Genomic DNA, 26,608 nt, shown 5'->3' with positions numbered 1-26,608 from the left:
TAACGGTTTTCCTGGAATTGCTTGAGGGCAGGGGATGACATCTTCCATGGATCGCCGGTTGCGCAAGGTGCTGTCGCTCGACGATTTCGAGCCCCTGGCGCGACGGCACTTGCCGGGACCCCTGTTCGGCTATATCGCTGGAGCCGCCGAGACCAACGCCTCGCTCCGGCTCAATGCCGGGTCGTTCCAGGACTATGTGTTCAAGCCGCGCGTCCTCCGCGACGTCTCGGCACGCACCGCCGCGACGGACCTGTTCGGCGAAACCTATGCCGCACCGTTCGGCATCGCCCCCATGGGCATCAGCGCCTTGATGGCCTACCGGGGCGATATCGTGCTGGCCAAGGCTGCCGAGGAAGCCGGCATTCCGATGATCATGAGCGGCTCGTCGCTGATCCGGCTCGAAGAGGTGGCAAGCATCGCGCCGCGCAGCTGGTTCCAGGCCTATCTGCCGGGTGAGCCCGAGCGGATCGATGCGCTTGTCGACCGGGTCATCGCCGCCGGTTTCAGGACGCTTCTCCTGACTGTCGATACCGCGACGCTGCCAAACCGCGAGAACAACATCCGGGCTGGCTTCTCGACGCCGCTCAAGCCGAGCCTCGCTCTTCTCTGGCAAGGCCTGTCGCACCCCAGCTGGACCGCCGGCACGTTCCTCAGGACGATCGCCAGGCATGGCATCCCGCACTTCGAGAACTCCTACGCGACGCGCGGCGCGCCGATCGTCTCGTCAACCGTGACGCGCGATTTCGGCAAGCGCGATCACCTCAATTGGACACATCTCGAGCGGATCAGGAAACGGTTCCCCGGCAGGCTGATCGTCAAGGGCATCCTGCATGAAGACGATGCCGACCGCGCCGTGGCAACCGGCGTCGACGGCATCATCGTTTCCAATCACGGCGGCAGACAGCTCGACGGTGCGACCGCTCCGCTCCATGCCTTGCCCGACATCGTCGCACGCGTCGGAGACAAGACGTCGGTGATGCTCGACGGCGGCATCCGGCGCGGCACCGACATCCTGAAGGCGCTCGCGCTCGGCGCCCGGTTCGTATTCGTCGGCCGGCCATTCCTCTACGCGGCCGCGGTGGCTGGCGAGCCCGGCGTGGCCAGGGCGATCGAAATTCTCGAGAAGGAACTGCTCCAGGACATGGCGCTGCTGGGCATCTGCGGCGTTCGCGACATACAGCAGGATCATGTCCGGCCAGCCTGGGGCCGAAGGAACCTGTAGCGGAATCGGCTTCCTGGTTCCCCGCCCACGGTTCCAACCGTTAAGGGATGCCCCTAACTGCTTATCCAGGGCATCTCGATCGCCCCGAGGGACACGACGATCCCGAGCCCAACGAGCGCAATGCCCAAGGCACTTTCGAACCAGCGGCCGCGCGGCAGTAGCTTCTCGACAAAGACGACCAACGTCAGAAGCAGCATCCAGGCGACGCTCACGACGCCGGCCGCAACCAGCACGGTAAACAGCGCCCAGCAGCATCCAAGGCAATAGACGCCATGGCGCAGCCCCATCTCAAGGGCGCCAATCCGGCCGTCGCGCCAATGCTGTGCAACGAACGCGAGCGGCGAACGGCAATGGCTCAGGCAAATGTGCTTGAGCCTCGTGAATTGGTAAAGCCCGGCGACGCCAAGCGTGGCCCCAAGCGCGAGCGGCGCCCATTTCGACCGCTGAGGCGGATCAAGGCTCGCGGCCACCTCGCTGCCTAGCTGGACCACGACGTACACCAGAAGGCCTGCCGCCGCCCAGACAAGGATGTAGCCCGCAACGAAGATCCATGTCGGGATGGCAACGTGTTGCGCGCGTCTCGCCTGTGCCGTCGCGAACATGAAGATCATCGGCGTGGCAGCTGGCAGCATCATGGCCGCCATCATCACAGTCCACACGGTGAGAAAGGCGACGGCGCTTGTAACTGACCAGCCATTGGCGGCGATTCCGGCCATGGCCATGCCAGTCATCCCATCCATACCCGCCATCCCGCCCCGCACGGTGATGCCCATGGGCATGTCCATGCTGATCGTTTGGTAGATGGTGAGCGCCCATGCCGCCGCTGTTAGCGCAGCCAGTGATCCAAGAAGGCCCAGCGGCATGCCCCGGAGATCCCGAGTGAAATGCCACCATTTCTTAGGGAGCACATCAGGCAACGGCTCGCTACCCTAGTTCGGCCCGCTCCAGTCGAACGGAATGTGCTTGCTGGAGCGGGCTGTTCCTGTCCAGTCGAGCCCGAAGCCTTTGGTGCTTACTTCTACTGAGCGCCCCCAGGTGGCAACCTGGCCCGGGCCAACCTCTGAGCCCGGCGGGTTGATCGTCTGGACCCGCTTGCCGGGCGGTGTGGTTGGACCGGAAAGTGCTTCAGCATGCCCAACGACGCGGTCAGGAATTTCGACGCGCCAGGTGGCAAGGTCGTCCGCCACCTCAAAACTGATCGGCACAAACTCCATGCCACGCATCTCGCCGATATTGGCCGCAAAGCCCGCCGGCCAGCCGCCGGCCTGGCCGCCGAAGATCGTCTGCAGGGCTTCGCGCTGCCGCTCGTCCGCCTTCTCGTCGATATACATGCCCATTACGGCCTTGGCTTCGCCGGCCCAGAGATTGCCTTCGAACTCGCCGAGTGCCACCAGCGTCAAGCCGTCCAGCTTCACGTCGCCATATTGGCCCTCCTGCACGTGCCAGGCGAGCACGCCTTGGCAGTGATTGCCAGTTGGCCGCTGTGCGAACTCGCATGGGCAAGGGATGTCGCAACTGCAGATATCGAACCAGTCGCCTGCTAGACGCCATTGAGGTACGCCATTCATGGCTGTCCCTCCCAAAAATTCAGAGGCGGATAATACGCCCATGCCGGCTCGCAATCCAGCTGTTCTTGGTTGCCCCACGCTTCCGTGCGGTGTTTGGCCGTTGGTGATGGATCAAAGCTCCCGAAGTCAGCTTTGCGCGTCAATTCGGCCGTCGAAGACGACCTTCTATGTTCCCGAGAGCGGACTGGCAGGTCGGCCAGACCGGCAGGCGGTGGCGCCCGATCTCTATATCGCCTGCGACATCTCTGGTGCCATGCAGCATCTCGCCGGTATGAAGGCTGCAAGGTCATCGCCGACAGCCTCGCCGGCCTCAAGGTGCTACGATGAGAAGCAGATAGGCAAAGAACACCACCAGATGCACGAGACCGGTCAGCACCGTCGTTCGTCCGGTTCCGAAGCTGACGATGCTGGTGCCTAGTGCAACCACAAGCAAAACCGTATCTCCTGAACTCAAACCGAGTGTCAACGAACGCCCCGTCAAAAGACCTGCGGCGGCGACAACAGGAATGGTCAAGCCGATGGTTGCGCAGGCTGAGCCCAGGGCAATATTTAGGCTGCGCTGCAATTCGTTCCGGAGCGCCGCCTTGATGGCAGCAACCGATTCCGGCATCAAGACGAGTGTGGCGATGAAAGCGCCGACTACCGCGTCCGACTGCTCGATGCCAAGGCTCACGAGGCCATCTTCCAGGCCGGCGGCTGCCTCTTCCGCCAGCAGGACTATCCCGACAAGACCTATCACAAGAAGAGCAGAACTGACCGCCACACCTTTGCCATGAGCAAGCGGCCGTTCTGCTGTCGAGTGATCCAGATCCTCCACGAAATCTTCTCGATGGCGCTTCATCTGTGCCAGCACAAAGCTGCCGTACAAGAGAATCGAAAGGATGCTGACAAATTCCATTTGCGTAGGGGAGAAAGTGCCTGGGTCGCTGGCGAGCGTGAAATTCGGCAAGACGAGAGTAAAGCCGGTCAAGGCGATCAGCATAGCCAGAAAGGCGCTCGTCCCTTGCCTTTTGAGATCCTGATGGCGATGGCGCCAACCGCCAAGCGTGATACAGACGCCGACCACGCCGGCACAAACGATCATCACAGTGGAGAAAACGGACTCCCGGGCGAGCGTGGGATTGTTTGCGCCGTGAAGCATCATCGAGACGATCAAAGATGCCTCGATTGTGGTTACTGACAGCGTCAGAACAAGGGTGCCGTATGGTTCGCCGGCATAGTGCGCGACGGTCTCGGCATGGCGCAGGACGACGAAGACCGTTGCGACGAGGAGGCCGATGGCCATTGCTACGAGCGTCACCCTGAATGGCAAACTGGTATCCTCCATTGGAAATTCACCAAAGGAGGCTGCGAGCGGCACAAGCAGGGCGAAAATGGGAAGTCCGACGTTGACGGCAGTTTTGCGATCGAGGTTCATCGTGAACTAATCTTCCGGCCGGGCTCAGCTGAAGCGACTCATCGGATTGCCTGCGTGCGCATATTGTGCCGGAGCGGGCTGAGGTGTCGAGAAGGAGTCGGTCTTGCGCCCACACACAGTCGCCGCAGCCTTGAGCGTGGCGGCCGATCAAGCCACCGGTATCAGGGGCGCAGGCCCGCCAGCGTCAGCGCGACAATATGATCGCGATAGACGGCCAATGCCTCGGGTGTGGAAAGATCGCGCCCGAAAATGGCGGACATGGTGATGCCGTTGGCGAAGTAGAAAAATGTCATGCCGGCAATCGAGATGTAGAGGTTGAGCGGATCGATGCCCTTGCGGAAAACGCCCTGTGCCTCGCCTTCACGCAGGGTCGCCCCGATCATCTCGATCAGCGGCGAATTGGTGCGCTGAAAGGCCTCCGATTCCCGGACGTGAGGGCCACCAAGGGCGTTCTCGTCAGCCAGCATGCGGATGAACTCCCGATGCTGCGCCAGATAGCTGAGCGAGAAATCGATGAGCCGCACGATGGCGTCCTGCGGCGGCAGCGACCGCAGGTCCAGGTCCTTTTCACGCAGGCGTATCTCTGAATAGGCTTCCTCAAGCGTGACCCGGTAGAGGTCGTCCTTGCTGCCGAAATAATAATAGACGAGCTGCTTGTTGAGACCGGAGCGTGCGGCAATGCTGTCGACACGCGCGCCATTGAAGCCCTTTTCGGCGAATTCCACGCGCGCGGCGGCCAGAATTATGTCGCGGGCGTTTCCCGCCTTATGAGCGGCGCGGGTTTGAGTTTTCGCCATTCACAGTCCGTGTTGCCAGCTCTGTTGATCCGCCAGACCTGCTCCGGCCTTCGCCAGGCGATCCGCCCTTCCCGGGCCCCTGCGGGCCCGCCTCCTTGGCAGGCTGAACTGGTACCCCTGCTCACCTTCAGCGCGTTTGATAGTGGGCTAGGCAGGGCCTGTCTAGGTCATCTGCACGGCCATACGGGCGAACTGACACCCGCTCATCGGCAACTGACAACAGAGCCGCAAATCCCACCCCGTCCAGATGCCGATAACGTGACAGCGCCGGACAGCTTGTCTGTCACCGATCTCGAAATCAACCAAATAGTTGAAATCGTTCCCGGCAGCGGTCTAACCTCAGGGCAACAGCCGGAGGCCCACTGATCATGATTCCCGCCATCGTTACCGACGAATTGTCGGATTCGCCCGAAACCGCCTTCGAGCTTGGCCTTGAATGGGGCGTAGACCATTTCGAACTGCGCGGCATGCACGATGCCCGCGTGCCGCGTCTGAGCCCGTCGCAAAGGCGGCGGCTGCTGCGGGCGATCCGCGAATTCGACGTACGGATCAGCGCCATATCTCCCGGGCTTTTCAAGATTCCCCTGCCGCCGGAATCCGCGCAAAGTTCCAATCTCGCGTGGATGGACCGCGAGTTTCACGACGCATGGGCCGGCGCCGAAACATTGCTGCGCGACCATGTCGAAAGACTTCTGCCGGAATCGCTGGAATTCGCCGTGGCCGCCGGGGCGCGGCACCTGATCGCCTTCAGTTTTCATCGCGGCGGGCGGCCTTCAGGACCAGCACCCAGGCGGGTTGCGGATTTGCTCGCCCATGCGGCCGAACTGGCGCAGAGCGCGAATGTGTCGCTGATCATCGAGAATGAGGAGAGCCACTGGGCCAACACGGGAGCGCTTTCGGCGGCTCTGATCGCGGCCACAGGCGCCCCGATCGGTCTCAACTGGGACCCCGCCAACGCGCTGATCGACGGCGATATACCGTGGCCGGACGGTTATGCCGCCTGCCGCCATCTCGTCCGCGGCGTCCATTTCAAGGATGCCCGCGTTCACGCCGACAATTCGTGGGAGTTGCTGGCCGACGGGGATGTCGACTGGGCCGGGCAGGTGAGGGCGCTGGAGGAGGATGGCTACACGGGCTGCGTAACCATGGAGCCGCATCTGTGGCCATCCATAGCCTCGGTCCGGAACGCGCTTTCCAAGTTTAAGTCATTGATAAATATGAAAAATAATCATGCATAAAAAATCCGGCATAAATTCAACCAAATAGTTGAATTCCTTTTTCGCTGCGGCTAGTGTCATCGGCAAGAAAGAACATGAGGGAGCCGATCTTGCATCAGACAGTCGCCAATGATTCCGGTCTGGCCGCCGCCGCGCTGCCCGAGCGCTTCGGTTCCGTGGATGAACTCGAAGAGTACATGACCCGGCCAACCCCCGCTCTCGTGCGGGATCTGGCCTCGGTGGACGGCGACATCGTCATCCTCGGCGTTGCCGGCAAAATGGGCCCGACGCTTGCGCGCCTGGCAAAGCGTGCCGCGCCCGAAAAGCGGGTGATCGGCGTTGCCCGGTTCAGCGAGCCGGAGCTGCGGGCGCAGCTCGAATCCTGGGACGTCGAGACCATCAAGGCCGACCTTCTGGACGAAGCTCAGGTTGCGGCGCTCCCCAAGGTGCGCAATGTGATCTTCATGGCCGGCATGAAGTTCGGCGCTTCGGGCAATCAGGCGCTGACCTGGGCGATGAACACCCATGCGCCGGCGCTGGTTGCCAATGCCTATCGTGACTCGCGCATCGTCGCCTTCTCGACCGGTAACATCTATCCCCTGATGGATGTGCTGCAGCAGGGCGCTCTGGAGACGACGCCGCCCGAGCCGCGGGGCGAATATGCCATGTCCTGCCTCGGCCGCGAGCGGATGTTCGAGCATTTTTCGCGCGTCCACGGCACGCCCGGCAGGCTGTTCCGGCTGAACTATGCCATCGATCTGCGCTACGGCGTCCTCTACGATCTCGCCAGCCGCATCAAGGCCGGCACCCAGCTCGACCTGTCCCTGATGGGGCATGTCAATGTCGTCTGGCAGGGCGATGCCAACGCGCAGGCGCTGCGCTGCCTTGCCCATTGCACGGATGTCACCAGTCCGATCAACGTTTCGGGTCCGGAAACCCTTTCGGTTCGCTGGCTGGTTCATGAACTGGCGTCGCGTCTCGATGTCGAGCCGCGCCTGTTCGGTTCCGAGGCAACCACCGCCTGGCTTACCAACACCGCGCAGGCCAACAGGCTGTTCGGCTACCCATCGGTGCCGCTGACGGCGATGCTGGACTGGACCGCCGACTGGGTTGCCCGCGGCGAAGTCGCCTATAACAAGCCCACCAAGTTCGAAGCCCGGAGCGGAGCGTTCTGAGCATGACCGGGAAAGCCACCCCTCAGGCCCGGCAGGCCGCAATGGACCTTCTGCGCGAAGGGACCGTCATTCCCGCGCATCCCCTGGCGCTCAATGCCGATCGTCAGCTCGATGAGCGTCGCCAGCGGGCGTTGACGCGCTATTACCTTGATGCGGGCTCCGGTGGTCTGGCGGTCGGTGTGCACACCACCCAGTTCGCCATTCGCGAGGTCGGGCTCTATGACCGGGTGCTGTCGCTTGCCGCCGAAGCCGCTGCAAGCTGGACCGACCGCACGCTGGTCATGGTCGCCGGCCTTGCCGGCCCCACCGCGCAGGCGGTCGGGGAGGCGAAGACGGCCATGTCTCTCGGCTACCATGCCGGTCTGCTCAGCCTTGCCGCCCTCAAGGGCCAGGGCGAGGATGCGCTGATCGCACATTGCGAGCAGGTTGCGGCTGAGATTCCGCTGGTCGGCTTCTATCTGCAGCCGGCTGTCGGCGGGCTGCACCTGTCGGCCGATTTCTGGGCGCGCTTTGCAGCCATCCCCAATGTGGTGGCGATCAAGGTTGCTCCATTCAACCGCTATCGCACCGTCGATGTGGTGCGCGGTATCGTCAATGCCGGGGCTGAGAACAAGGTCACGCTCTATACCGGCAATGACGACCACATCATTCTCGATCTGGTCACGCCGTTCACCGTGATGCGCGACGGCCAGCCCGTCACCCTGCGCTTCAAGGGCGGACTGCTCGGCCACTGGTCGGTGTGGACGAAGGGGGCGGTCGAAATCTTCGAGCGCTGCCGGGCGGAAGCGGCGAAGGATGCGGTTTCCGCCGAAATGCTTGCGCTCGACTCCCGCGTGACCGACTGCAACAGCGCCTTCTTCGATGTCGTCAACGATTTTCACGGCTGCATTGCGGGTTGCCACGAAATCCTGCGCCGGCAGGGCCTGCTGGAGGGGATCTGGTGCCTCGATCCGGAGGAGGGGCTTTCGCCGGGACAGGCGGAAGAACTGACCCGTGTCAGCCGCCTGCACGCCGACCTCGCGGATGACGATTTCGTTCGCGCCAATCTCCCGCGCTGGCTGGACTGACCCGATGGCGAAATTGCGCGGAAAATTTCTGGAACTGGTGCCCGCCATCGTTCTCTTCGTTGCGATCATGGCCATATGGCAGGCGGCTGTAAGCTGGGGCGGGGTCAAGCCCTATCTGCTTCCAAGTCCGCGTTCGGTGCTGGACGCCATGCTCGACACCTCGATCGACTGGTGGGGCCACATATGGGCCACCGGCCTCGCCATCGTGGGTGCTTTCGTGCTGGCGGCGGCGAGCGGCGTTCTGCTGGGCACGATGATTGCGTGGTCGCCGGTGCTTTCGCGGGCACTGATGCCGTTCCTGGTGTTTCTCAACACCCTTCCCAAAGTGGCCATTGCGCCGCTGTTCCTGATCTGGGTCGGCTACGGCATTCTTCCCAACATATTGATGGGCGCCCTGATCGGCTTCTTCCCGGTTGTCATCAACACGGCAGTGGGTCTCTCGCAGATCGATCATGACATGATCGATCTCGGACGCGTCTTCAGCGCGCCGAAGTGGAAGGTGTTCGCCAAGATTCGCATTCCGAATGCCTATCCCTACATCCTGTCGGCGCTGAAGGTCACGGCGACGTCCGCCGTCGTCGGCGCCATCGTGGGCGAATTCGTCGCCTCGCAGACAGGGCTCGGCTATGTCATCGTGACCAGCCAGAGCAGCATGAACACCGCGCTGGCTTTCGCCGCGCTCATCTATATCTCGATTATCGGTCTGCTGCTGTTCGCCGCCGTCGGCCTGATGTCGCGTTATCTGGCTCCGTGGGCCGAGGGGACCGACGCCTGAGCCTGAATCATCGTCACCATCCGATAACTGAAAAAATGGGAGCGAACGGGATGAAGACTGCACTGATGATCACAACGGCCATGGTAGCCGCGCTCGCGGCAGCACCGGCCATGGCCAACGAAAAGTTCACCTTCGCGCTGAACTGGTTTCCGGTTGGCGATCACGCCGCCTACTGGGTGGCGAAGGAGAAGGGCTACTTCGCCGAGAAGGGCCTCGACGTGGTGATCGAGAACTCCAAGGGCTCCGGCGATTCCATCGCCAAGGTCGATACCGGCCGGGCCGATGCCGGCCTTGCCGACGCAGCGGTCGTCATCGGCTCACGCGGCCGCGGAACCACCGTGAAGGTTGTCGGCGTCATCTTCGACCGCACGCCGATGAACTTCTTTTCCAAAACCTCCGCCCCGATCACCAAGCCCTCCGACCTCCCCGGCAAGACGGTTGGCGCCCCGCCCGGCGACAGCCAGCGCCTGATGTGGCCGGCATTCGCCAACGCAAACGGCCTCGATCCCAACGTCATCAAATGGGTGAACATCGAGCCTTCGGCCAAATATGTAGCGCTTGCCGAAGGGCGCGCCGATGCGGTGTCGGACTACACGACCGGGCTGCCGCTGGCGGAGAAGGCGGTCGGCAAGGGCAATGCCGCGACGCTGAACTGGGCCGACTACAATTTCCAGCTCTACGCCATGTCGATAATGACCAGCGAAGCCACCATCAAGGACAGGCCCGAGGCGCTTCGCGGTTTTCTGGAGGCCGCGTACAAGGGCTGGCAGGACGTCATGAAAGATCCTGAAGGCGCGATGAAAATCTACAAGAAGGCCGTACCCGAGATCGATGTCGTGGCCCTGCGCGAAAACATGGATCTCGGTTTCGAACTCATGAAGACCAAGACCTTCAAGGAAAAGGGTATCGGAGCCATCGACAAGGAAAAGATGTGCGGATCGGTCGACCTCGTGAACACCTATATGGGACTGTCCACGAAGATAGATTGTGCGGACGCTTATGACGACACTTTCCTGACCAGGATAGAGCTTCCGTTCGACGTTCAATGACCTCTGAAGACAGGCTAGACAGCGTGGACAACACTTCCATCCTGCTCGACGGGGTCTCGATGACCTACGGCACCGCTTCGGGGCCGGTCGAAGCGTTGCGTGACATCAATCTGGCGGTCCGGCAGGGTGAGTTCATTTCGCTCGTCGGCCCGTCCGGTTGCGGAAAATCCACCCTGCTGCGCGTGGTCGCCGGCCTGCGTGAGCGCAGCGCCGGCACGGTCACGGTGGATGGCCAGAAGGTGATGCGGCCGATCCCCAATGTGGGCATGGTGTTTCAGGCGGCTGTGCTGCTGAAATGGCGCACCATCCTCGACAATGTTCTGTTGCCGGCGGAACTGGCGGGCCTGAACCCGCGCAACTACCGCCAGCGCGCCATGGAGCTGCTCGAACTCACCGGGCTCGGGGAATTCGCCAACAAGCTGCCGCGTGAGCTTTCCGGCGGCATGCAGCAGCGCGCCGCGATCTGTCGTGGCCTGCTTCTGGATCCCAAGCTGCTGCTCATGGACGAACCCTTCGGAGCCCTCGACGCCATGACGCGCGACGAGATGAACCTGGAACTGCTGCGCATCTGGGGCGAGGCCTCGGGTGCGCGCAAGACCGTCCTGTTCGTGACCCACTCCATTCCCGAAGCCGTGTTCCTGTCGGATCGCGTGGTGATCATGTCGCCGCGTCCGGGACGGATCGACACCGTGCTCGATATCGATCTGCCGCGGCCGCGCACCGTCGAAAGCCGTATCACGCCGGAATTCGGCGCCCTGTCGCTGAAGATCTACGACATGCTCACCGGCCGGCAGAGCGGCGACGCCCCTCGTTTCGTGCCGGCATGACCTTGCGGCTCAGGGTCGTCGACGTCTGCTGTTACGAGCGGCCCTACCGCATGCGCATCCCGTTCCGTTTTGGCATGAAAACCGCGACGGGCGGAAGGCAGGCCGTGGTCTCGGTCCGCATTCGTCAGGAAAGCGGGCAGGAGGCCACGGGCTGGGCAGCCGAGGCGCTGAGCGCCAAATGGTTCGACAAGAACCCTTCGCTCACCGATGACCAGAACCACCACCAGCTGCGCCGCTCCATCGAGCTGGCCGCGCAGGCCCGTCTTGCCTCCGGTCTGCAGACCGCTTACCGCCTCTTTGAGACCAGCTATTTTGAGCTGAACGACGCATGTGCCGCGCAGGCGCTCAATCCACTGATCGCAAGCTTCGGGATGGCGATGCTCGATCGCGCCATTCTCGATGCCCTGTGCCGGGCGCAGGGCGTGAGTTTCGCACAGGCCATGTCCATCAATCTGGCCGGCATGCGCACCGGGACGCTCGTACCCGAACTGGACGGCTTCGATCTGGATGCCTTCCTTGCTTCCCGTCGCCCCGCGCCGGATATCGACATCCGCCACACCGTGGGACTGGTCGATCCGCTGGTGCCCGACGATCAGGAAAGCCGTGTGAACGACGGCTTGCCGGAGACGCTGTCGGAGGTCATCGCGACCTATGACTGCCGTTACTACAAGATCAAGATCGGCGGCGACGCGGAAGCGGATCTGGAGCGTCTCGGCCGGATTGCCTCGCTGCTGGACAAAAGCGGCGTAGACTACCGCGTGACGCTCGATGGCAACGAACAGTTCGCCGACGGCGATGCCATCGCGGCGTTTTTTGCCCGGGTGGAAGCCGACCCGGCGCTTCGCCGGTTCAGCAAGGCGTTGCTGTGCCTCGAACAGCCGGTCCGGCGCGACCGTGCTCTGGAAGAGCCGGTGCATCGTCTCGCTACCCGAATTCCGGTGATGATCGATGAGTCGGATGGCGGTCTGGATGCATTCCCGGCCGCGCGCTCGCTGGGCTATACGGGCGTGTCGTCGAAGATCTGCAAGGGCTTCTACAAATCGATACTGAATGCCGCCCGGGCGCAAGTCTGGAATGGCGACGGTGCGGCGCGCTATTTTCTCTCGGCCGAGGATCTGACCTGCGAGCCGGGCATCTCCTTGCAGCAGGATCTTGCCCTCGTCAGTTGGCTGGGGCTCACCCATGTCGAGAAGAATGCCCACCATTTCATCGATGGCTTCGCCAATCGCCCCCACGGCGAAGCGACGGCCTTCCTTGCCGCACATGGCGACCTCTATCATCTCCAGAATGGTGTGGTTCGGCTGAAGCTTGAAGGTGGCAAGGTCGCAACGGGTTCGCTACGCGCTCCCGGATTCGCAACGGCATTGTCGCCGGACATTGCCGGACTGGAGCCTATGCCTTCCGCCGACTGGAGCTGAGGGGTCGGATTTGCCGGAGCGCGCGGCGTCGCGATCCTGAACCTTCGGTCCCGTTCCGCTCACAACGCTTTGCTCTCGGTATCCGCAGTCATCGCCTGCAGGCCGGCATCCAGCCCAATCTTGGACGATTGGCTCCGATTGCCGACATCCGGATGTGAGCTGTGGCTAGCTCTTGATGCCGAAGACGGGTTCCAGTGCTTCCCAGCTCTTGTCCATCGCGTAGGTGGACGACAGTACCGGGATGCCAAGGTGCCCATAGATTGGCCAAAGCTGTCTTTCAGCGTCCTCCTCGTCCATGCCTGCCACCTGGCTTGCATAGATGACGGACACCAGGCCGGATCGATCCGCCCCAGCTTTGCAGTGGATCAGAATTGGAGTCTGAGCGGATTTGAGGAGGGCTACCAGTTCCTTGGCTCGGGAAACCTCAAATTCATGGCTTGCCGACATTTGAAAATCGATCATCGTCAGGCCCATGGCCTTGGCGACGCGCTTCTCATCTTCGTACCATCGTGCGCCGGGGGCCGCCCCTCGCAGATTGATGAGCGTCTTTAAGCCATACTGTTTGGCGTAGACTTCAAGGTTTCCCGCACTCGGCTGCGCCGAACGATAGAGCTTGCCCGGAACCACAGTGTGGAAATTCCCGGTCAGCTGCAAGGCTCCCAATCCACCGAGGTAGAGCAGAACGGCAGAGCTGAACCCGATGAGAGCGTTTCGTATGTATCGACGCAATTTCAATTCGATGATCCCAATCGTGCATCTTCATCAATTCCAGACTTTGGCGAATTTGCGTCAGCATTCGAAAATGCGCTTTCGGATATTCAAGACAAGGCCGCCCACCAAAAGTGTTCTGGCCGAGCATGGTGGGGCGGAACGACGAAAGCTGGGTGATGTGCAGGGCTTCGCAATTTCGGGGTCAACCTGACACGCCTGCCGCCGGGTATTGCCTCGGCGGAGCGGCATTGAGACTGCCCTGGGGTGGAGTTCGGACCGACGACTCTCGGATGGACCCGTTGCAGACACTTCTCCGCTTGCGCGAATACATCCGATTGCCGATGATAAATACATGACCGCGTTTGCCGACCACGATGCCTACATCGCTGCGGCTCCAGAAGCGCTCCAGCCACTGCTGGCGTTCGTACGCGCCCGGCTGGCGCAAACGCTCCCTGATGCGGAAGAGATCATCCGGTACGACATGCCAGGGTTCGGTTCCGCGGGTTTAATCATCGCCGGCTATGCGGCATTCAGCAAACAGTGTGGTCTGTACGTCAGCAAGGGCGCGATCAGCGCATATTCGGACGACATTGCCGCAGCCGGGCTCAAAGCGTCGAAAACTGGCGTCACATTCTCGCCGAGCAAGCCCATTCCGGACGAACTCATCGCTGCACTCGCCCTTGCGTCGCGAAAGGAGCTAGGGGTGTGAATGCCGATGCGCGGTGTCTGCCAGAAGGGGCGTGGAGTTGATATTGCTGCGCGACCGCGAACGGCAGGAATGACATCGACTGCTGAATAGCAGCTCTCCGACGATTATGTCCTTCAGCGGATTTTCCGCTTCGGTCACCCCTTGCCGCTGCTCAGCCTCTCGACGGCATTGACGATCATGTCGGCGAATTTCGGCCAGTCGAGCTGCATCGCCACGGTGTGGCGGAAGTTGATCTGCTCGCTGGCGGTGCCGCCGAAATGGTGCATGCCGCCCATCTTCTCGAAGTTGCAGACGGTCATGCCCTTGGTCCACCGGCCGGCGATCTCGACGCGGATGTCAGCTTTTTCGGTAGTGAAGACGGTCGGGTCGATCAGGGCAGCGACGCAGCAGGCGTCATGAACGGCGGGATGCGCGATCTGCAGCAGGCCGCCATGCGTCGTCGCGATGAATTTCCAGATGTCGAGGATAAACCGGCTGATCGGGCCACCGATGGCGCGCACCCTGTCCTGCAGTTCCGGGGTGGCCAACGCCTGGTGGGTGAGGTCGAGCCCCACCATGGTGACGTCCCAGCCAGCACGGAACACCACGTCGGCGGCTTCCGGATCGCCGTAGATGTTGAACTCGGCCGCGGGCGTGATGTTGCCGCGCGTATAGCTGCCGCCCATCGCGACGACCCGCTTCACGCGCTCGACGATGCGCGGCTCCTTGCGGGCGGCGAGCCCGATATTGGTATAGGGCCCGACCGGCACGAGCGTGACCGTCCTCGGCTCATGCGCCATCACCGTATCGATGATGAAATCCACGGCATGGCGCCTGTCGAGCTCGAAGGAGGCGGGCGGCAGCACCGGCCCGTCCAGCCCGGTCTCGCCGTGGATCTCGATGGCCAGGACCTGCTCGCTGAGCATCGGGACGGGCGATCCCTTCGCCACCGGCACCTCGATGCCATAGGCGGTACACACGGAAAGCGCATTGCGCGTGGTGTTCTCGACATTGTGGTTGCCCGACACCGTCGTGATGCCGAGCAGGTCGATGTTCGGGTTGCCGGCCGCAAGCAGGATGGCGATGGCGTCGTCATGCCCCGGGTCGCAGTCCAGGATGATCTTTTCCATGAGGGTCCTCTTCCCGGTTGAACCCGATTACAGACTGCGGCGCCGCGCGCCGTCAAGCGCGGTCCAGGCAAACCAAGGGGACGGCGCGCTGCGCGGCATCCGCGACGATCTTAAGGCTACGCTGCTATCTGCGCTTGGCGTCCCACATCGTGATCAGCCACAGCACCAGCCCGGCCAGCGAAAGGGCGCAGCCGACATAGCCGGCGGAAGGGAAGCCGTAGCCGGCAGAGATGGCGAGGCCGGCGAGCCAGGGGCCGAGCGCGTTGGCGACGTTGAAGGCACTGTGGTTGGCGGCGGCCGCCAGCGTCTGGGCGTCGCGCGCCACATCCATCAGATAGGTCTGCAGTACGATGGCGAGGCCCGTGGTGCAGCCGACGAGGAAGACCACGAGCGAGATCGACCACAGCGAGCCGGCCGCATAGGGGAAGGCGAAGAGGGCGGCGGCGCTCGCGATGATCAGCACCGTCGCCGTCGGCTTCAGCGCCTTGTCCGCGGCCCAGGCCGAAACCAGGTTGCCCAGCGTCATGCCGACGCCGAACAGGCCGATCACCAGCGGCACCACGCGCGGGTCGACCCTGGTGACTTCGAGCAATGTCGAGGCGGTGTAGGAATAGACCGCGAAGAGTCCGCCGAAGCCGATGGTGGCGGTCGCCAGCGTCAACAGCACCTGCCGGTTGCGGAAGGCGCCGAGTTCCCGCAAGGGGCTCGCGCTGTCGTCCGGCCTGTCGCGTGGCGCGAACAGGGCGACCATGATGAAGGTGGCGAGCGCCAGCAGGCCGGTCAGCGCGAAGCCCGCCTGCCAGCCGAAGGCCTGGCCGAGATAGGTCGCCGCCGGCACGCCGACGATCGTCGCCACCGTCAGGCCGAGCATCACGCGGGCGATCGCGGTGGTGCGCTCCTTCGGGCCGACCAGCGATGCCGCGACGAGCGCCGCGACGCCGAAATAGGCGCCGTGCGGCAGGCCGCTCAGGAAGCGGAAGACCAGCAGCCATTCATAATCCGGCGCCAGGGCGGTCAGGCAGTTGGTGACCCCGTAGGCGGCCATCAGGGCCATCAGCAGGGTGCGGCGCGGCACGCGGGCCGACAGCACGGCGATGATCGGCGCGCCGACGACCACCCCCAGCGCATAGGCGCTGATCGCATGCGCGGCCTTCGGCTCGTCGATGCCGAGCCCGGCCGCGATGTAGGGCAGCAGGCTCATCGCCGCGAATTCGGTCGAGCCGATGGCGAAGCCGCCGATGGCGAGCGCCAGCATCACCAGCCAGGGCTGCACGGCGGGCTCGCCTTCGAGGATTGCTGCGTCTGTCTGGGAGGTGGACATGAGGCCGTTCCTGCGCTGCGTCGCGCTGATATGCTGCGCTGCAATATCGGCTTGCGCAGGCCAGGGCAATGCTGCCAGCACCCCGGAGCGCATGGTGCAGCGCGCCGTCCGCGGCGCCACACCTGCCGCACCTTCTCGCCGTGAGCACGGGGTGGCCGTGCTTCGGCCACGGCTATCCTTTCTGCGTTCCGGAATGGATCCCCGACACTCTCCACTCCCTCCGGTCGCTCCGAGGTCGAGGATGACGGGCTTCATGTGCTGTCAGCGCTAGTTGTCACCGTTGGATCCAGCAATTCCAGGAAAAGTGTGTGCGGTTTTCCATCCGGAATTGCTTGGAATAAAGGGGCAGAGCGTTTCCGCGTTTTCGTGAAAAACGGAAACGCTCCAGGGAAAGGCGCGGGCGAAAAGGGAACTCCGTCATCCTCGACCTCGGAAGGAGCGAAGCGACCGGAGAGTGTCGGGGATCCATTCCGGAACGCGGACGAAGGCGCGGCGATCCAGACCCGGCTTCGAGTCCCACCGGCTGCTGTATGCGATTGCGCTGCCGTAGACGGGGAGAAGTGCCCGGCAGGGCGATGAGGGGCAGCGCCCATGGGCGTGCCTCGCAAGCGGAAGAAGGAAGCGCCATCCGATTTTTGCCTATCCACATCGTTCCGGCCACCCTATGAGAACGGCCTGGTGAATCGCATCGGAGGGATCGCGGATGAGCGACCGGAAGACCATAACCACCTGGTACGTCGACCCTGACGCGGAAGACCGCATGGCGGACGGCCATGCGCCGGTCTGGCGCCATCTCATCGACATGATGGTCGAACGCGACCTGTCGGAAAAAAGCGTGCTGGATTTCGGCTGCAACCAGGGCGGCCTGCTGCGCCATCTCCATGCGATGCGGCCGTTCCGCAAGGCGCTCGGTATCGACATCGCCGAACAGTCGATCGCCAGGGCCGAAGCCCTGAAGGGAAATCTTCCCGTCCAGCACGCCGTTGGCGCAACGCTCGAGGGCTGGGTCGAGGAGTTCGACCTGGCGATCAGCCATGAGGTCATCTACCTCGTCGAGGACATCGACGCCCACGCCGCGGATATCTTCAAGGCCCTGAAGCCGGGCGGCGTCTATTACGCCGTCACCGGCTGCCACACCGACAATCCGCTCTGGCCGAAATGGCGCGAGCTGGTGGCCAAGCGCACCAACACCGTCGTGCAGGACCGCTCGATTTCCGACTACGGACGGACGTTCGCCAAAGCGGGTTTCGACGTCTCCGGCCGGAAGCTGGAGTATGACGGGTTCATACCCTTCGTCGAGGACGGCTGGACGCCCGATTTCGCCGACGCGCTGACCTACTACACCCAGACGAAGATCGTGTTCCGCCTCGTCAAGCCGCGCCGGTAATCCGGGCAAGCTCGACGTCGAAATGTGGCGGCTTGTCGGGGGCGACCTCGACGAACCGCCCCTTCACCCGGAACGTCTTTTCGATCAGGCCGCTTTCGGCCAGCGCCCTCGGCTCGCCGTCGAAGCGCAGCTCGCCCTTTTCGAGCAGGGAGATGCGGTCGCTGACGGCGATCGCCTGGTTGATGTCGTGGATCGCCATGACGATCGTCACGCCTTTCTCGCGGCTGAGGCGGTGGACGAGGTCCAGCACCTCGACCTGATAGCCGATATCCAGGAACGAGGTCGGCTCGTCGAGCAGCAGGATGGCTGCCTCCTGCGCAAGTGCCGCGGATATCCAGGCGCGCTGGCGTTCGCCGCCGGAGAGCTCCTGCAGCGTCCGGTCCGCGAGACTTGTCAGCCCGGTGCTTTCGAGCGCCCATTCGATGGCCTCTTCATCCCGGCGCCCATAGGAGCGGAACAGCCCGACATGGGGGAAGCGGCCCTGCCGCACCAGTTGCGCGATCGTCATCTCGTCGGGCGCGGCGGGTTGCTGCGGCAGGAAGGCGAGTTTCCTGGCGATGGCGCGCCGCGACATCGACGCGACCGCGACACCCTCGATCGCCGCCTGTCCGCCGGCGGGCGCGATCAGGCCGGCAAGCGCTTGCAGGGCCGTGCTCTTGCCGGAACCGTTCGGGCCGATCAGCGCCCGGATCTCGCCCTTCTGCAAGGCGAGCTCAAAACCGTCCAGCGCCAGGCGGGGACCGTAACGAACCGACAATTGCGAGCAGGTCAAAGGCATGGCGATCTCAGGGCGTTTTGCGGAGCAGGGCGAGCAGCACCGGCACGCCGGCCAATGCCGTGATCACGCCGATCGGCACTTCCTCGGTGCCGCCGGCGAGGCGGCCGGCGAGATCGCCCAGCGTGACGATCACGGTGCCGAGGGCGACCGTCATCGGAAGGATCAGCGCGAAATGCCGTCCGGCCAGGAACCGCGCCAGATGCGGCACGACCAGCCCGACGAAGACGATGGGCCCGACCACGCCGACGGCGCTTGCCGCGAGCGCGCAGGATACCAGCAGCAATATGGAAAACTGGCGGCGATAGGCGAGACCAAAAGAGCGGGCGACGGGCGCATCGAACTGCAGCAGCACCAGCGGGCGATAGATCAGGGGCAGCACGGCGAGGCCAGCCACGGTGAACGGCAGCAGGAACAGCGCATGATCCCATGTGCGCGCATAGAGGCTGCCGGAAATCCATTCGAGGATGATCTCGATGCGCGCCGATCCCCAGCCGGCGATCAAGCCGATGGCGATGGCGTGGAGAACGGCGCCGATGGCGATGCCGCACAGCGTGATGCGAAGCGGGCTGAGCTCGAGCCGGAAGGCCAGCAGGTAGATGATGCCCCCGGCTGCCATTCCGCCCACCATTCCGGCCAGCGGCAGCCAGGCCACGGGGAGTTCGGCCACGGTGTTCGAGCCCGGGTCGAAGATATAGACGGTGAAAAGGAGGAACAGCGTCACCGTCAGCGTCGCGCCCTGCGAAACCCCGATCAGCGACGGGTCGGCGAGCGGATTGCGCGTGATCGTCTGCAGGATCAGGCCGGCGACCGCCAGTTGGATCCCGGCCAGCATGCCGGTGACGATGCGCGGCAGCCTGATCTCGAAAATGATGGAATGCGCTTCCGGCGAGCCGGCTCCAGTCAGCACCGAGACGACGTCGGCGGCTGGAACGTCCACCACGCCGAGGAACACCGCTGCAAGCAGGGAAAGCAGAACCGATGCGGCCGCGGCCGGCAGCAGCCAGGCGTTCGATCTGCGCGGTATCCGGGAGGCGGCCGTCATGGCTGCTGCGCCTTGAAGTCGAGCCGGCCGCGCTGGATGAGGTAGATGAAGACCGGTCCGCCCAGCAGCGCCGTGATGATGCCGACGGGCAGTTCCTTCGGAATGGCGGCGGTGCGGCCGACCAGATCGGCGCAGGTGACGATCAGCGCGCCGATGGCTGCCGTCAGCGCAATCTCCCAGGCTGCTCCTTTCGGGCCCAGCAGCCGGGCCATATGCGGAGCCGCAAGGCCGACAAAGGCGACGGGGCCGGCGATCGGGGCGACGCCGGCGACGGGCAGGATGGCGAGGATGAGCAGCACGGGCTTCCACAGGTTGAGCTGAAGCCCCATGCCCGCGGCGGCGTGATCGCTCAGCGCGAACATCGCCACCACCCGGTGCAGCGACAGCGCGCCCGCCACGCCGAGCGCGACCCATGGCAGCATGTGGAGGAGCTGCGCCCAACTCCGGCCCTGGAAGCCGCCCGACAGCCAGAACAGCAGAGCGGTGGATTGCGGGCCGGCCAGCAGCAGCACGTAGATCGTGATGGCGCCGAGGAACAGCGACACGCTGATGCCGCCGAGCGCCAGATGCAGCGGACGTCCATTGCCGCCGCGCGCCACCCAGAAAGTCACCGCCGAGGCGGCAAGCCCGCCCGCGAGGCCGACGAAGGGATAGGAGGCAGACGACAGCCAGGGCAGGAAGACGAAACAGGCCACGATCGGGGCGATGGCTCCGGCGGTGGCGCCCGTGATGCCCGGATCGGCGAGCGGATTGCGGGTCAGCGCCTGCAGCAGATAGCCCGAAACGGCGAGACCCGCCCCCGCGACGGCGGCCGCCAGGCTTCGCGGCAGCCTGAGCGTCCAGACCAGGATGGACTCGATCCTGCCGTCGGGAGCCCACAGCACGTGCAGCGCATCGTGGAGGGACAAAATCCTGGCGCCGGGCATCAGGCCGAACAGGATGACAGACAGAGTCGCGGCGACGATCAACGCAATGGCTATGGCTGATTTCCGTGCGTCCATCGTCGTGCGGATCGGCTGGTTACTTCTGGGCCTCGGCCGGGATGATCCTGGCGGCTTCCGCCTTCACGTCGACCGCGGGGAACGCGTCGGGATAGAGGTAATGGGCGGCTTCGCGCAGCACGATCTCGCGGGCGATCGGGCCGTTCGTTTCCACCCATTGATCGCCGACATAGAAGACCCGCTTGTTCTTCACCGCCGAGAGCTCCTGCCAGATCGGATTGTTCTCATGCGGCCGGTCTGGACCGGAATCGTAGATGAAGAGGACTTCCGGATCCTTCTCCAGCATGGTCTCGAGGCTGAGATCGATGCCGAACTCGCCGCCCGGCGTCATCTTGCCGGCGATGTTGTCGCCGCCGATCGCCGCGACGATGGATGCCGCCGTGTTTTCGGTGTGGAAGGCGAATGGCGTCTCGCCGCCCCACATGATCGCGAAACGCGGATGCACGTCCTTCGGCGCCTTGGCGGTGAAGTCGGCCAGATGCTCGCGGAAGTCCTTGTTCAACTGGATCCCGCGCTCGGGCTTGCCGAGGATCTTCGAAAGTTCGGCGATCTCGCGGTCGCTGCCGTCCAGCAGCTCCATATTGTAGGCGACGTAAGGCGCGATCTTCTCGAGCTGCGGCGCGTTGCCGACCGTGTAGCGGCGGATGGCGACGATCAGGTCGGGCTTGGCTTGCGAAAGCAGTTCGAGGTTCGGTTTGGCGCGCTGGCCGATCTGCTTCATATCCTTGGTCAGGCCAAGCAGGAAATCGGGCTCACGTCCGGCCGTCATGTAGGTGCTCGCCACGGGCTTGATGCCGAGGGCGAGCGCGACATCGTCCGCGAAATAGGAGATCGAGGCGATGCGTTTCGGCTGTGCCGGAACCTCCACCGTGACCCCACGATCGTCCGTTATCGTGAGGGCGCTCTCGGCACCGGCGGGGCCGGCCGTCATCAGCGCGGCCAATAGGCCGAAGAGAGTCGCTATTCCACCTGCGTTCGCCATCGCGATGCCCTCTGCATGAATACTGACATCGCTTTAGTCATTAAAGCGGAGCCAAACAATCCACTTTTCGCGCATCCGCGCTGTTAAATCGGAAACCGGCTTCCGCCGGGGAGCCGGCCGCAACCGCCGTGGCTATCCCGCGGCGACTGGCTTTGGCGCCGGCGCTCGAGCCTGAGAACGCACCGCTGCCGACGTCGAGGATTTTTCTCGATTGGTGCTGGAATTGGAATTTGGTTCGTATCCAGCCAGTGCTGACCGTTTATTCTACTAATTCAGTAGACTAATCAAAACGGATCGGACGGCGGGGCACTGGTGGGCAGGCATTTCAATTTCAACGCCCAAGGCAAAGCAGGTCGTCGGATTGCCGATGACTGACACTGCTGAAAAAACCGCACCGGCCAGGATCGTCGATCAGCAGGAGCCTGTGCCTGGCCTGCTGGGCAGCGTCGGGTGGCATCTGCTGCCCTGGCTTCTTCCCTTCGTGCTCCTGGCTCTGTGGCACTGGTCGGCAGTCAGCGGTCATCTGAACCGGAGCGTCCTGCCCGGCCCGCTGGACGTCGTCGACGTGGCGGTCTCCCTGATCGAGCGCGGTCAGCTGCAGCATCACCTGATCGTCAGCCTGCGGCGCGTTGCCGTTGGCTTTGGCCTGGGCGCGGTGACGGGGCTGGCGCTCGGCATTGTCGTCGGGCTGTCCACGACTGCCCGCCAAGTCGCCGATCTCACCATCCAGATGGTCCGCACGGTGCCGCATCTGGCGCTGGTGCCCCTCATGATCTTCTGGTTCGGTATCGGAGAGGAGCCCCGCGTCCTGCTGGTGGCCCTCGGCGTCGTGTTCTCCGTCTACATCAACACCGTTTCCGGCATTCGCAGCGTCGATCCGAAGCTCGTCGAGATGGGGCGCAGCTACGGCCTTTCGAAGCCGCAGCTGATCTGGTCGATCATCCTTCCGGGAGCGCTCCAGCAGATCCTGACGGGCATCCGGTATGCCCTCGGCGTCGCCTGGCTGACGCTCGTGGTTGCCGAGACGATCGCCTCCCGCGAAGGGCTCGGTTTCCTGGTCCAGGACGCGCGCGAACTGCTGCGCCTGGACGTGATCGTCCTGGTCATCCTCATCTATGCGGCGGCGGGCTGGCTCGCCGATCTCCTGACGCGCTCCATCGAAGCCAGGCTGCTGTCCTGGCATCCGTCCTACAGCCCGCGAGCCGCCCGATCATGAGCGGGGCGGCCGTAACGATCCGTCGCCTGGAGCGCAGCTTCGGCGGCAACACCGTCCTGAACGGCGTCGACCTCGATGTCGCGCCGGGCGAGTTCGTTTCGCTAATCGGCGCGAGCGGTGTCGGCAAGTCGACCTTGCTGAAGATCGTCGCGGGGCTCGATGAAGCTACCGCCGGGATACTGCGTGTCGATGCCGGCGCAAAGCGACCCCAGGTGAGGATGATGTTCCAGGAAGACCGTCTGCTTCCCTGGCGGACCGTCCTCGGCAATGTCGTTCTCGGCACCAGGGGCCGCGAGGCTGACGGAGCGGAGATCCTTCACGCCGTGGGACTGGGGGAGCGCGGCAATGATTATCCGGCCGTGCTGTCGGGTGGACAGCGCCAGCGTGCCGCGCTGGCGCGCGCCCTCCTGCATCAGCCGGATCTTCTGCTTCTGGACGAGCCCTTCGGTGCCCTGGACGCGCTGACGCGCGCTGCGATGCAGGAACTGCTGTCGTCCCTGCTCCGGCAATCGCCGCGCACGGTCCTTCTGGTCACGCACGATGTCGATGAAGCCCTGCTTCTGTCGGACCGCGTCATCGTCATGCGGGCTGGAAAGATCGCGCGGAGCCTCGCATTGCCGGGGCCGCGGCCAAGACCGCGCGGCGACGCCGAACTCGCTCGCCTGAAAGAAGAACTCATCGGAAGCCTTCTGCACGACGAAGGCACGGCCGGTCCGGACAAGCCACGGCGCTTCGAGCGCGAACTTCAACCTCACAACTAGATCGGAGCGTCTCATGCTCACTCTCAATCGTCGCAGCTTCATCGCCGCCGGGGCATCGTCGCTGGCCATGTCCGGCCTGAGCATCCCGGCGCTCGCACAGGACAAGCCGGAAGTCACGATCGCCATCATCGGCGACGGCCGCACCGGGCCGTGGGCGGCAGCCCGGGCGGATATCACCGGCTACGACTTCGAAAAGGCGATCGGCGCCAGGCCCCGCTGGCAGCCCGGCTTCACCGCATCGTTGCCCGTGATGGAAGCAATCCGCTCGGGCGATGTCGATTTCACCTTCGCAACGTCGACGGCGGTCGTGAACGCAGTGGACGTCGGCATTCCGATCGTTCCGATCGCGGCCTTTCCCTTGCCCGTCAACACGGTCGACGGCGTCGTGCGCAAGGAGAGCGGCATCAGGCAAGCTACCGACCTGCGCGGCAGGAAAGTCGCTTACCAGCGTGGCACGACCGGTCACTTCAGCCTGCTGAAATATCTCGAGGCTGCCGGGGTCGATTTCAGCGAGGTCCAGGGCGTCAGCCTCACCGGCGCCGACGGGTTCACCGCCTTGTCGCAGGGCGAAGTCGACGCGTGGTTCCACTGGCAGCCGGCGGCGACGATCGGGCTTGCACGGCTGGCCGATCAGGTGAACAGGCTCGATGGCGTGCCGACCTATGACTACGCATTCTACGTCGCGCGGGAAGGCTTCCACCAGGAGCATCCGGAAATCGCGGTCAGGCTCGCGGTCGCCGTCCGCGAAGTCCAGCGGCGCATCAACGCCGATCCCGCCGGGACGGTCGCCATCTGGGCCGCGAATGGGGGCTTCGAGGCCGGGAGCATCGAGGCGAAGGCTTTCGAGCAGCTCCTGACCGAGAAGCGCGTATCGGAATCGACGGCGGTGGACCTTCGTCCGGCCGACAAGCAGGCCGCCGATGCCACCCAGGTGCTGGCGACGAGTTTCTACAAGCATGGAGTGCTTCCGCGCGAGGTCGACCTGCCGGGCTTCATCCTGGACCCGCGTTTCGATCCCGTCCGCGAGGCGGTCGCCGGGGCACTGGCCGCCTGATCATGACCAGCTTCAATCGAAACGGGCAGCTCCACCTTGGAGCCTTCGTCATCGCGGGACCCGGACGTCCGGGTGGCTGGCGCTATCCCCAGTCAGAGGATGGCTGGCTGGACATCGACTATTACCGGCGCATTGCCCAGGTGCTCGAGCGAGGCCGCTTCGACCTGGCGTTCTTCGCCGACATTCTGGCGGTGCCCAATCGCTATGGGAATTCGCATGACAGTCAGCTGCGATACGGAGCGCTCGGCGCGCTGAGGCTCGAACCCCTGCAGGTGCTCGCCGCGATGGCCGGGGCGACCCGGCATCTGGGGCTCGCCGCGACAAAGTCGACTTCCTACTACGAGCCGTTCGACATTGCCCGAGGCATCGCCACGCTCGATCATCTGAGTGGCGGGCGGGCTGCCTGGAACATCGTGACGTCATTCCAGGACGCCGAGGCACGCAACTTCTCGCGGGAAGAGCATATCCCGCGCGAGAAGCGATATGATCGCGCCGACGAGTTCCTGGAAGTGACGCACAAGCTGTGGGACAGCTGGCAGGACGACGCGCTGGTGGCCGATCGCGCCGAGCCGCTTTTCGCCGCGCCCGACAAGGTTCGTCCGATCCTTCACCAGGGCGAATGGTTCAAGGTCGACGGGCCGCTGAACGTTCCGCGCCCGCCGCAGGGCTATCCGGTCCTGATCCAGGCCGGCGCATCCGACCGAGGCCGGGATTTTGCCGCGCGCTGGTCGGACCTGATCTTCGTGACCCATTACTCGCTGGAAAGCGCGGTGGCCTTCTCCCGGGAAATGAAAGAGCGTGCCGCGCGGTTCGGACGCAATCCCAAGGACCTCAAGATCCTGCCGGGCATTACCCCGCTTGTCGGTGAAACCGATGCCATCGTCGCCGAAAAGCGGCGCGTGCTCGCGGACCTGATCGAGCCCGTGTCCGGCCTCACCACCCTGTCCTATCATCTGGATGTCGATCTTTCGGTGTATCCGCTCGACGAGCCTCTCCCGCATCTGAAGGTCCCCGGCGTGACCGGCCATTATGACGAAATGCGCGAAGCCTCCGACAAGGGCGGGCTGCCGCTTGCCGAGGTCGGCCGCATGTATGCCAACCGCTACGAAGGCGACTTCATCGGAACGCCCGACGCGATCGCCGACAGGATGCAGGAGTGGTTCGAGGCCGGTGCCTGCGACGGTTTCATGGTCGCGGCGCATTGGCAGCCGGGTGCCTTCGACGACTTCGTGCGGCTGGTCGTCCCGGAATTGCAGCGCCGAAACCTCTTCCGCAAGGAATACTCCGGCAGCACGCTGCGCGATCACCTGAACCTTTCTCGCCCCGCTGCCGGAGACTGGCAGCGTCTGCATCACTAGAGCGTTTCCGTTTTTCACGGAAACGCGCCCTAACTCTTTTGTTTTTTGATCTAGAACGAGGTAACGGAATGACGGAAACCGCGCTCGATCCCGATGTCGGCAGCCGTGTCGAAGGCAGGGCCGACGAAACCTATGGCCGCGTCGTGCTTTCCGCACGCTCCAACCACCTGATCTCGGACGGACGGGCTTCGCAAGGGGCGCCGGGCGAGGCTATCTCGGCAGGCGAGCTGCTGCTCGCATCCCTGGTGTCGTGCGGGCTCGGTCTGGTTCATGCCAGCGCGCGCGAACGCGAGGAGCCCAGGCCGAATGTGAAGCTGACGGCCGAGTTCCTGCGCGATGGGGAGGACCCGACGCGCTTCGCCTCGTTGACGCTGACCTTCCAGTTCAAGGATGCGGGGCGGGAAAAGGCAGAGCTTTACGTCGCTCACTTCACATCGAAATGCCCGATCTACAACACCCTCAAGCGGGGTGGCTCGATCGACGTGATCATCGAAGCTGCCGGTGGGAAAGCGAACCCAACGGCAAGCTAGCTGGCTTGCACTGGCAATCGCTTGGTGAAGGGAATTCCCACCAATCGCCTGGGGAACCCCCACCCCTAACCCCTCCCCTCAAGGGGGAGGGGGATTCCGCGTCAGCGCTTTCCCCTA

Annotated in this window: 26 protein-coding genes and 1 pseudogene; 16 read left to right on the top strand and 11 right to left on the bottom strand. The window is 63.9% G+C overall.

Going from position 1 to position 26,608, the window contains the following annotated elements; translation table 11 throughout:
• Positions 1–34 precede the first annotated feature (34 nt).
• Positions 35–1,222, top strand: a complete 1,188-nt coding sequence (locus ACFWXH_RS23705; RefSeq protein WP_379123776.1) for an alpha-hydroxy-acid oxidizing protein — start codon at positions 35–37, stop codon at positions 1,220–1,222.
• 53 nt (positions 1,223–1,275) lie between these two features.
• Here ACFWXH_RS23705 and ACFWXH_RS23700 read toward each other — a convergent pair whose 3' ends face one another.
• Together ACFWXH_RS23700 and ACFWXH_RS23695 are read right to left on the bottom strand one after the other, a co-directional pair.
• Complete coding sequence (locus ACFWXH_RS23700) at positions 1,276–2,085, bottom strand: DUF2182 domain-containing protein (RefSeq protein WP_379123775.1); 810 nt, start codon at positions 2,083–2,085, stop codon at positions 1,276–1,278.
• A gap of 66 nt (positions 2,086–2,151) precedes the next feature.
• The gene (locus tag ACFWXH_RS23695; RefSeq protein ID WP_379123774.1) at positions 2,152–2,790 is read right to left on the bottom strand and encodes a DUF1326 domain-containing protein; all 639 of its coding nucleotides are present in this window, start codon (positions 2,788–2,790) and stop codon (positions 2,152–2,154) included.
• Positions 2,791–2,972: 182 nt separating this feature from the next.
• Here ACFWXH_RS23695 and ACFWXH_RS23690 point away from each other — a divergent pair.
• A pseudogene (locus ACFWXH_RS23690) lies at positions 2,973–3,076 on the top strand (FAD-binding protein); the annotation flags it as partial.
• Between the two features lie 24 nt (positions 3,077–3,100).
• Here ACFWXH_RS23690 and ACFWXH_RS23685 read toward each other — a convergent pair.
• Positions 3,101–4,207 carry a calcium:proton antiporter gene (locus ACFWXH_RS23685; RefSeq protein WP_379123773.1) on the bottom strand — a complete coding sequence of 369 codons (1,107 nt, stop codon included), beginning with the start codon at positions 4,205–4,207 and terminating at the stop codon, positions 3,101–3,103.
• A gap of 161 nt (positions 4,208–4,368) precedes the next feature.
• A complete protein-coding gene (locus ACFWXH_RS23680; protein WP_054311251.1) occupies positions 4,369–5,004 on the bottom strand; it encodes a TetR/AcrR family transcriptional regulator in 636 nt (211 codons plus the stop codon).
• Positions 5,005–5,372: 368 nt separating this feature from the next.
• On the opposite strand from ACFWXH_RS23680, the gene ACFWXH_RS23675 reads away from it, so the two are divergent.
• The 7 genes from ACFWXH_RS23675 to ACFWXH_RS23645 all read left to right on the top strand — a co-directional run bounded on the left by ACFWXH_RS23675 (position 5,373) and on the right by ACFWXH_RS23645 (position 12,532).
• On the top strand, positions 5,373–6,242 hold the full coding sequence (locus tag ACFWXH_RS23675; protein WP_379123772.1) for a sugar phosphate isomerase/epimerase family protein: 870 nt from the start codon (positions 5,373–5,375) through the stop codon (positions 6,240–6,242).
• A gap of 89 nt (positions 6,243–6,331) precedes the next feature.
• Complete coding sequence (locus ACFWXH_RS23670; RefSeq protein ID WP_379123771.1) at positions 6,332–7,396, top strand: NAD-dependent epimerase/dehydratase family protein; 1,065 nt, start codon at positions 6,332–6,334, stop codon at positions 7,394–7,396.
• 2 nt (positions 7,397–7,398) lie between these two features.
• Positions 7,399–8,463, top strand: coding sequence for a dihydrodipicolinate synthase family protein (locus ACFWXH_RS23665; protein ID WP_379123770.1), 1,065 nt, complete (start codon positions 7,399–7,401; stop codon positions 8,461–8,463).
• A 4-nt stretch (positions 8,464–8,467) separates the two neighbouring features.
• Positions 8,468–9,238, top strand: a complete 771-nt coding sequence (locus tag ACFWXH_RS23660) for an ABC transporter permease (protein WP_379123769.1) — start codon at positions 8,468–8,470, stop codon at positions 9,236–9,238.
• A 50-nt stretch (positions 9,239–9,288) separates the two neighbouring features.
• The gene (locus ACFWXH_RS23655; protein WP_379123768.1) at positions 9,289–10,287 is read left to right on the top strand and encodes an ABC transporter substrate-binding protein; all 999 of its coding nucleotides are present in this window, start codon (positions 9,289–9,291) and stop codon (positions 10,285–10,287) included.
• 23 nt (positions 10,288–10,310) lie between these two features.
• Positions 10,311–11,114 (top strand): ABC transporter ATP-binding protein, encoded by an 804-nt coding sequence (locus tag ACFWXH_RS23650; protein ID WP_379123767.1) that lies wholly within the window; start codon positions 10,311–10,313, stop codon positions 11,112–11,114.
• On the top strand, positions 11,111–12,532 hold the full coding sequence (locus ACFWXH_RS23645) for a mandelate racemase (RefSeq protein ID WP_379123766.1): 1,422 nt from the start codon (positions 11,111–11,113) through the stop codon (positions 12,530–12,532). The genes ACFWXH_RS23650 and ACFWXH_RS23645 overlap by 4 nt, the downstream gene beginning before the upstream one ends.
• Positions 12,533–12,697: 165 nt before the next feature.
• Here ACFWXH_RS23645 and ACFWXH_RS23640 read toward each other — a convergent pair whose 3' ends face one another.
• Positions 12,698–13,195, bottom strand: a complete 498-nt coding sequence (locus ACFWXH_RS23640; RefSeq protein WP_379123838.1) for a tyrosine-protein phosphatase — start codon at positions 13,193–13,195, stop codon at positions 12,698–12,700.
• Between the two features lie 400 nt (positions 13,196–13,595).
• Here ACFWXH_RS23640 and ACFWXH_RS23635 point away from each other — a divergent pair, with 400 nt between their 5' ends.
• On the top strand, positions 13,596–13,952 hold the full coding sequence (locus ACFWXH_RS23635) for an iron chaperone (protein ID WP_379123765.1): 357 nt from the start codon (positions 13,596–13,598) through the stop codon (positions 13,950–13,952).
• Between the two features lie 134 nt (positions 13,953–14,086).
• Here the strand turns inward: ACFWXH_RS23635 and ACFWXH_RS23630 are convergent, their stop codons facing one another.
• Positions 14,087–15,061: a nucleoside hydrolase gene (locus ACFWXH_RS23630; protein ID WP_379123764.1), complete on the bottom strand. Its 975-nt coding sequence runs from the start codon at positions 15,059–15,061 to the stop codon at positions 14,087–14,089.
• A gap of 124 nt (positions 15,062–15,185) precedes the next feature.
• Positions 15,186–16,382, bottom strand: a complete 1,197-nt coding sequence (locus ACFWXH_RS23625) for an MFS transporter (RefSeq protein ID WP_379123763.1) — start codon at positions 16,380–16,382, stop codon at positions 15,186–15,188.
• Positions 16,383–17,085: 703 nt separating this feature from the next.
• Between ACFWXH_RS23625 and ACFWXH_RS23620 the strand changes: the two genes are divergently transcribed.
• On the top strand, positions 17,086–17,769 hold the full coding sequence (locus ACFWXH_RS23620) for a class I SAM-dependent methyltransferase (RefSeq protein ID WP_379123762.1): 684 nt from the start codon (positions 17,086–17,088) through the stop codon (positions 17,767–17,769).
• Here the strand turns inward: ACFWXH_RS23620 and ACFWXH_RS23615 are convergent.
• Genes ACFWXH_RS23615 through ACFWXH_RS23600 form a run of 4 tightly spaced genes read right to left on the bottom strand, consistent with a single transcriptional unit; the run spans position 17,753 to position 21,572 of the window.
• Positions 17,753–18,547 carry an ABC transporter ATP-binding protein gene (locus ACFWXH_RS23615; protein ID WP_379123761.1) on the bottom strand — a complete coding sequence of 265 codons (795 nt, stop codon included), beginning with the start codon at positions 18,545–18,547 and terminating at the stop codon, positions 17,753–17,755. The genes ACFWXH_RS23620 and ACFWXH_RS23615 overlap by 17 nt on opposite strands.
• A gap of 7 nt (positions 18,548–18,554) precedes the next feature.
• Entirely contained in the window at positions 18,555–19,589 is a 1,035-nt protein-coding gene (locus ACFWXH_RS23610; RefSeq protein WP_379123760.1) for a FecCD family ABC transporter permease, read from the bottom strand.
• Positions 19,586–20,590 (bottom strand): FecCD family ABC transporter permease, encoded by a 1,005-nt coding sequence (locus ACFWXH_RS23605; RefSeq protein WP_379123759.1) that lies wholly within the window; start codon positions 20,588–20,590, stop codon positions 19,586–19,588. The genes ACFWXH_RS23610 and ACFWXH_RS23605 overlap by 4 nt, the downstream gene beginning before the upstream one ends.
• A 19-nt stretch (positions 20,591–20,609) precedes the next feature.
• Positions 20,610–21,572: an ABC transporter substrate-binding protein gene (locus ACFWXH_RS23600; protein WP_379123758.1), complete on the bottom strand. Its 963-nt coding sequence runs from the start codon at positions 21,570–21,572 to the stop codon at positions 20,610–20,612.
• A gap of 367 nt (positions 21,573–21,939) precedes the next feature.
• Between ACFWXH_RS23600 and ACFWXH_RS23595 the strand changes: the two genes are divergently transcribed.
• The 5 genes from ACFWXH_RS23595 (at position 21,940) to ACFWXH_RS23575 (ending at position 26,491) form a co-directional block, all read left to right on the top strand.
• Positions 21,940–22,788 (top strand): ABC transporter permease, encoded by an 849-nt coding sequence (locus tag ACFWXH_RS23595; RefSeq protein ID WP_379123757.1) that lies wholly within the window; start codon positions 21,940–21,942, stop codon positions 22,786–22,788.
• A complete protein-coding gene (locus ACFWXH_RS23590; RefSeq protein WP_379123756.1) occupies positions 22,785–23,549 on the top strand; it encodes an ABC transporter ATP-binding protein in 765 nt (254 codons plus the stop codon). Before ACFWXH_RS23595 ends, ACFWXH_RS23590 begins: the two co-directional genes overlap by 4 nt.
• Before the next feature lie 13 nt (positions 23,550–23,562).
• Positions 23,563–24,603 (top strand): ABC transporter substrate-binding protein, encoded by a 1,041-nt coding sequence (locus tag ACFWXH_RS23585; RefSeq protein WP_379123755.1) that lies wholly within the window; start codon positions 23,563–23,565, stop codon positions 24,601–24,603.
• 2 nt (positions 24,604–24,605) lie between these two features.
• The gene (locus ACFWXH_RS23580; RefSeq protein ID WP_379123754.1) at positions 24,606–25,961 is read left to right on the top strand and encodes an LLM class flavin-dependent oxidoreductase; all 1,356 of its coding nucleotides are present in this window, start codon (positions 24,606–24,608) and stop codon (positions 25,959–25,961) included.
• A gap of 68 nt (positions 25,962–26,029) precedes the next feature.
• Positions 26,030–26,491, top strand: coding sequence for an OsmC family protein (locus tag ACFWXH_RS23575; RefSeq protein ID WP_379123753.1), 462 nt, complete (start codon positions 26,030–26,032; stop codon positions 26,489–26,491).
• The last annotated feature ends 117 nt before the right edge of the window (positions 26,492–26,608 follow it).

Source organism: Mesorhizobium sp. NPDC059054, from assembly GCF_042739215.1.
Taxonomy (GTDB): Bacteria; Pseudomonadota; Alphaproteobacteria; order Rhizobiales; family Rhizobiaceae; genus Mesorhizobium.
Note: the sequence above shows the minus strand (reverse complement) of the source record. Positions and strands in the feature narration are given on the sequence as shown.

Excerpts from the sequence above, each read along its gene's own strand:
- ACFWXH_RS23705 (WP_379123776.1), top strand. The coding sequence starts at position 35 with ATGACATCTTCCATGGATCGCCGGTTGCGCAAGGTGCTGTCGCTCGAC.
- ACFWXH_RS23700 (WP_379123775.1), bottom strand. The coding sequence starts at position 2,085 with ATGCCGCTGGGCCTTCTTGGATCACTGGCTGCGCTAACAGCGGCGGCA.
- ACFWXH_RS23695 (WP_379123774.1), bottom strand. The coding sequence starts at position 2,790 with ATGAATGGCGTACCTCAATGGCGTCTAGCAGGCGACTGGTTCGATATC.
- ACFWXH_RS23685 (WP_379123773.1), bottom strand. The coding sequence starts at position 4,207 with ATGAACCTCGATCGCAAAACTGCCGTCAACGTCGGACTTCCCATTTTC.
- ACFWXH_RS23680 (WP_054311251.1), bottom strand. The coding sequence starts at position 5,004 with ATGGCGAAAACTCAAACCCGCGCCGCTCATAAGGCGGGAAACGCCCGC.
- ACFWXH_RS23675 (WP_379123772.1), top strand. The coding sequence starts at position 5,373 with ATGATTCCCGCCATCGTTACCGACGAATTGTCGGATTCGCCCGAAACC.
- ACFWXH_RS23665 (WP_379123770.1), top strand. The coding sequence starts at position 7,399 with ATGACCGGGAAAGCCACCCCTCAGGCCCGGCAGGCCGCAATGGACCTT.
- ACFWXH_RS23660 (WP_379123769.1), top strand. The coding sequence starts at position 8,468 with ATGGCGAAATTGCGCGGAAAATTTCTGGAACTGGTGCCCGCCATCGTT.
- ACFWXH_RS23655 (WP_379123768.1), top strand. The coding sequence starts at position 9,289 with ATGAAGACTGCACTGATGATCACAACGGCCATGGTAGCCGCGCTCGCG.
- ACFWXH_RS23645 (WP_379123766.1), top strand. The coding sequence starts at position 11,111 with ATGACCTTGCGGCTCAGGGTCGTCGACGTCTGCTGTTACGAGCGGCCC.
- ACFWXH_RS23635 (WP_379123765.1), top strand. The coding sequence starts at position 13,596 with ATGACCGCGTTTGCCGACCACGATGCCTACATCGCTGCGGCTCCAGAA.
- ACFWXH_RS23630 (WP_379123764.1), bottom strand. The coding sequence starts at position 15,061 with ATGGAAAAGATCATCCTGGACTGCGACCCGGGGCATGACGACGCCATC.
- ACFWXH_RS23625 (WP_379123763.1), bottom strand. The coding sequence starts at position 16,382 with ATGTCCACCTCCCAGACAGACGCAGCAATCCTCGAAGGCGAGCCCGCC.
- ACFWXH_RS23620 (WP_379123762.1), top strand. The coding sequence starts at position 17,086 with ATGAGCGACCGGAAGACCATAACCACCTGGTACGTCGACCCTGACGCG.
- ACFWXH_RS23615 (WP_379123761.1), bottom strand. The coding sequence starts at position 18,547 with ATGCCTTTGACCTGCTCGCAATTGTCGGTTCGTTACGGTCCCCGCCTG.
- ACFWXH_RS23610 (WP_379123760.1), bottom strand. The coding sequence starts at position 19,589 with ATGACGGCCGCCTCCCGGATACCGCGCAGATCGAACGCCTGGCTGCTG.
- ACFWXH_RS23605 (WP_379123759.1), bottom strand. The coding sequence starts at position 20,590 with ATGGACGCACGGAAATCAGCCATAGCCATTGCGTTGATCGTCGCCGCG.
- ACFWXH_RS23600 (WP_379123758.1), bottom strand. The coding sequence starts at position 21,572 with ATGGCGAACGCAGGTGGAATAGCGACTCTCTTCGGCCTATTGGCCGCG.
- ACFWXH_RS23595 (WP_379123757.1), top strand. The coding sequence starts at position 21,940 with ATGACTGACACTGCTGAAAAAACCGCACCGGCCAGGATCGTCGATCAG.
- ACFWXH_RS23590 (WP_379123756.1), top strand. The coding sequence starts at position 22,785 with ATGAGCGGGGCGGCCGTAACGATCCGTCGCCTGGAGCGCAGCTTCGGC.
- ACFWXH_RS23585 (WP_379123755.1), top strand. The coding sequence starts at position 23,563 with ATGCTCACTCTCAATCGTCGCAGCTTCATCGCCGCCGGGGCATCGTCG.
- ACFWXH_RS23580 (WP_379123754.1), top strand. The coding sequence starts at position 24,606 with ATGACCAGCTTCAATCGAAACGGGCAGCTCCACCTTGGAGCCTTCGTC.
- ACFWXH_RS23575 (WP_379123753.1), top strand. The coding sequence starts at position 26,030 with ATGACGGAAACCGCGCTCGATCCCGATGTCGGCAGCCGTGTCGAAGGC.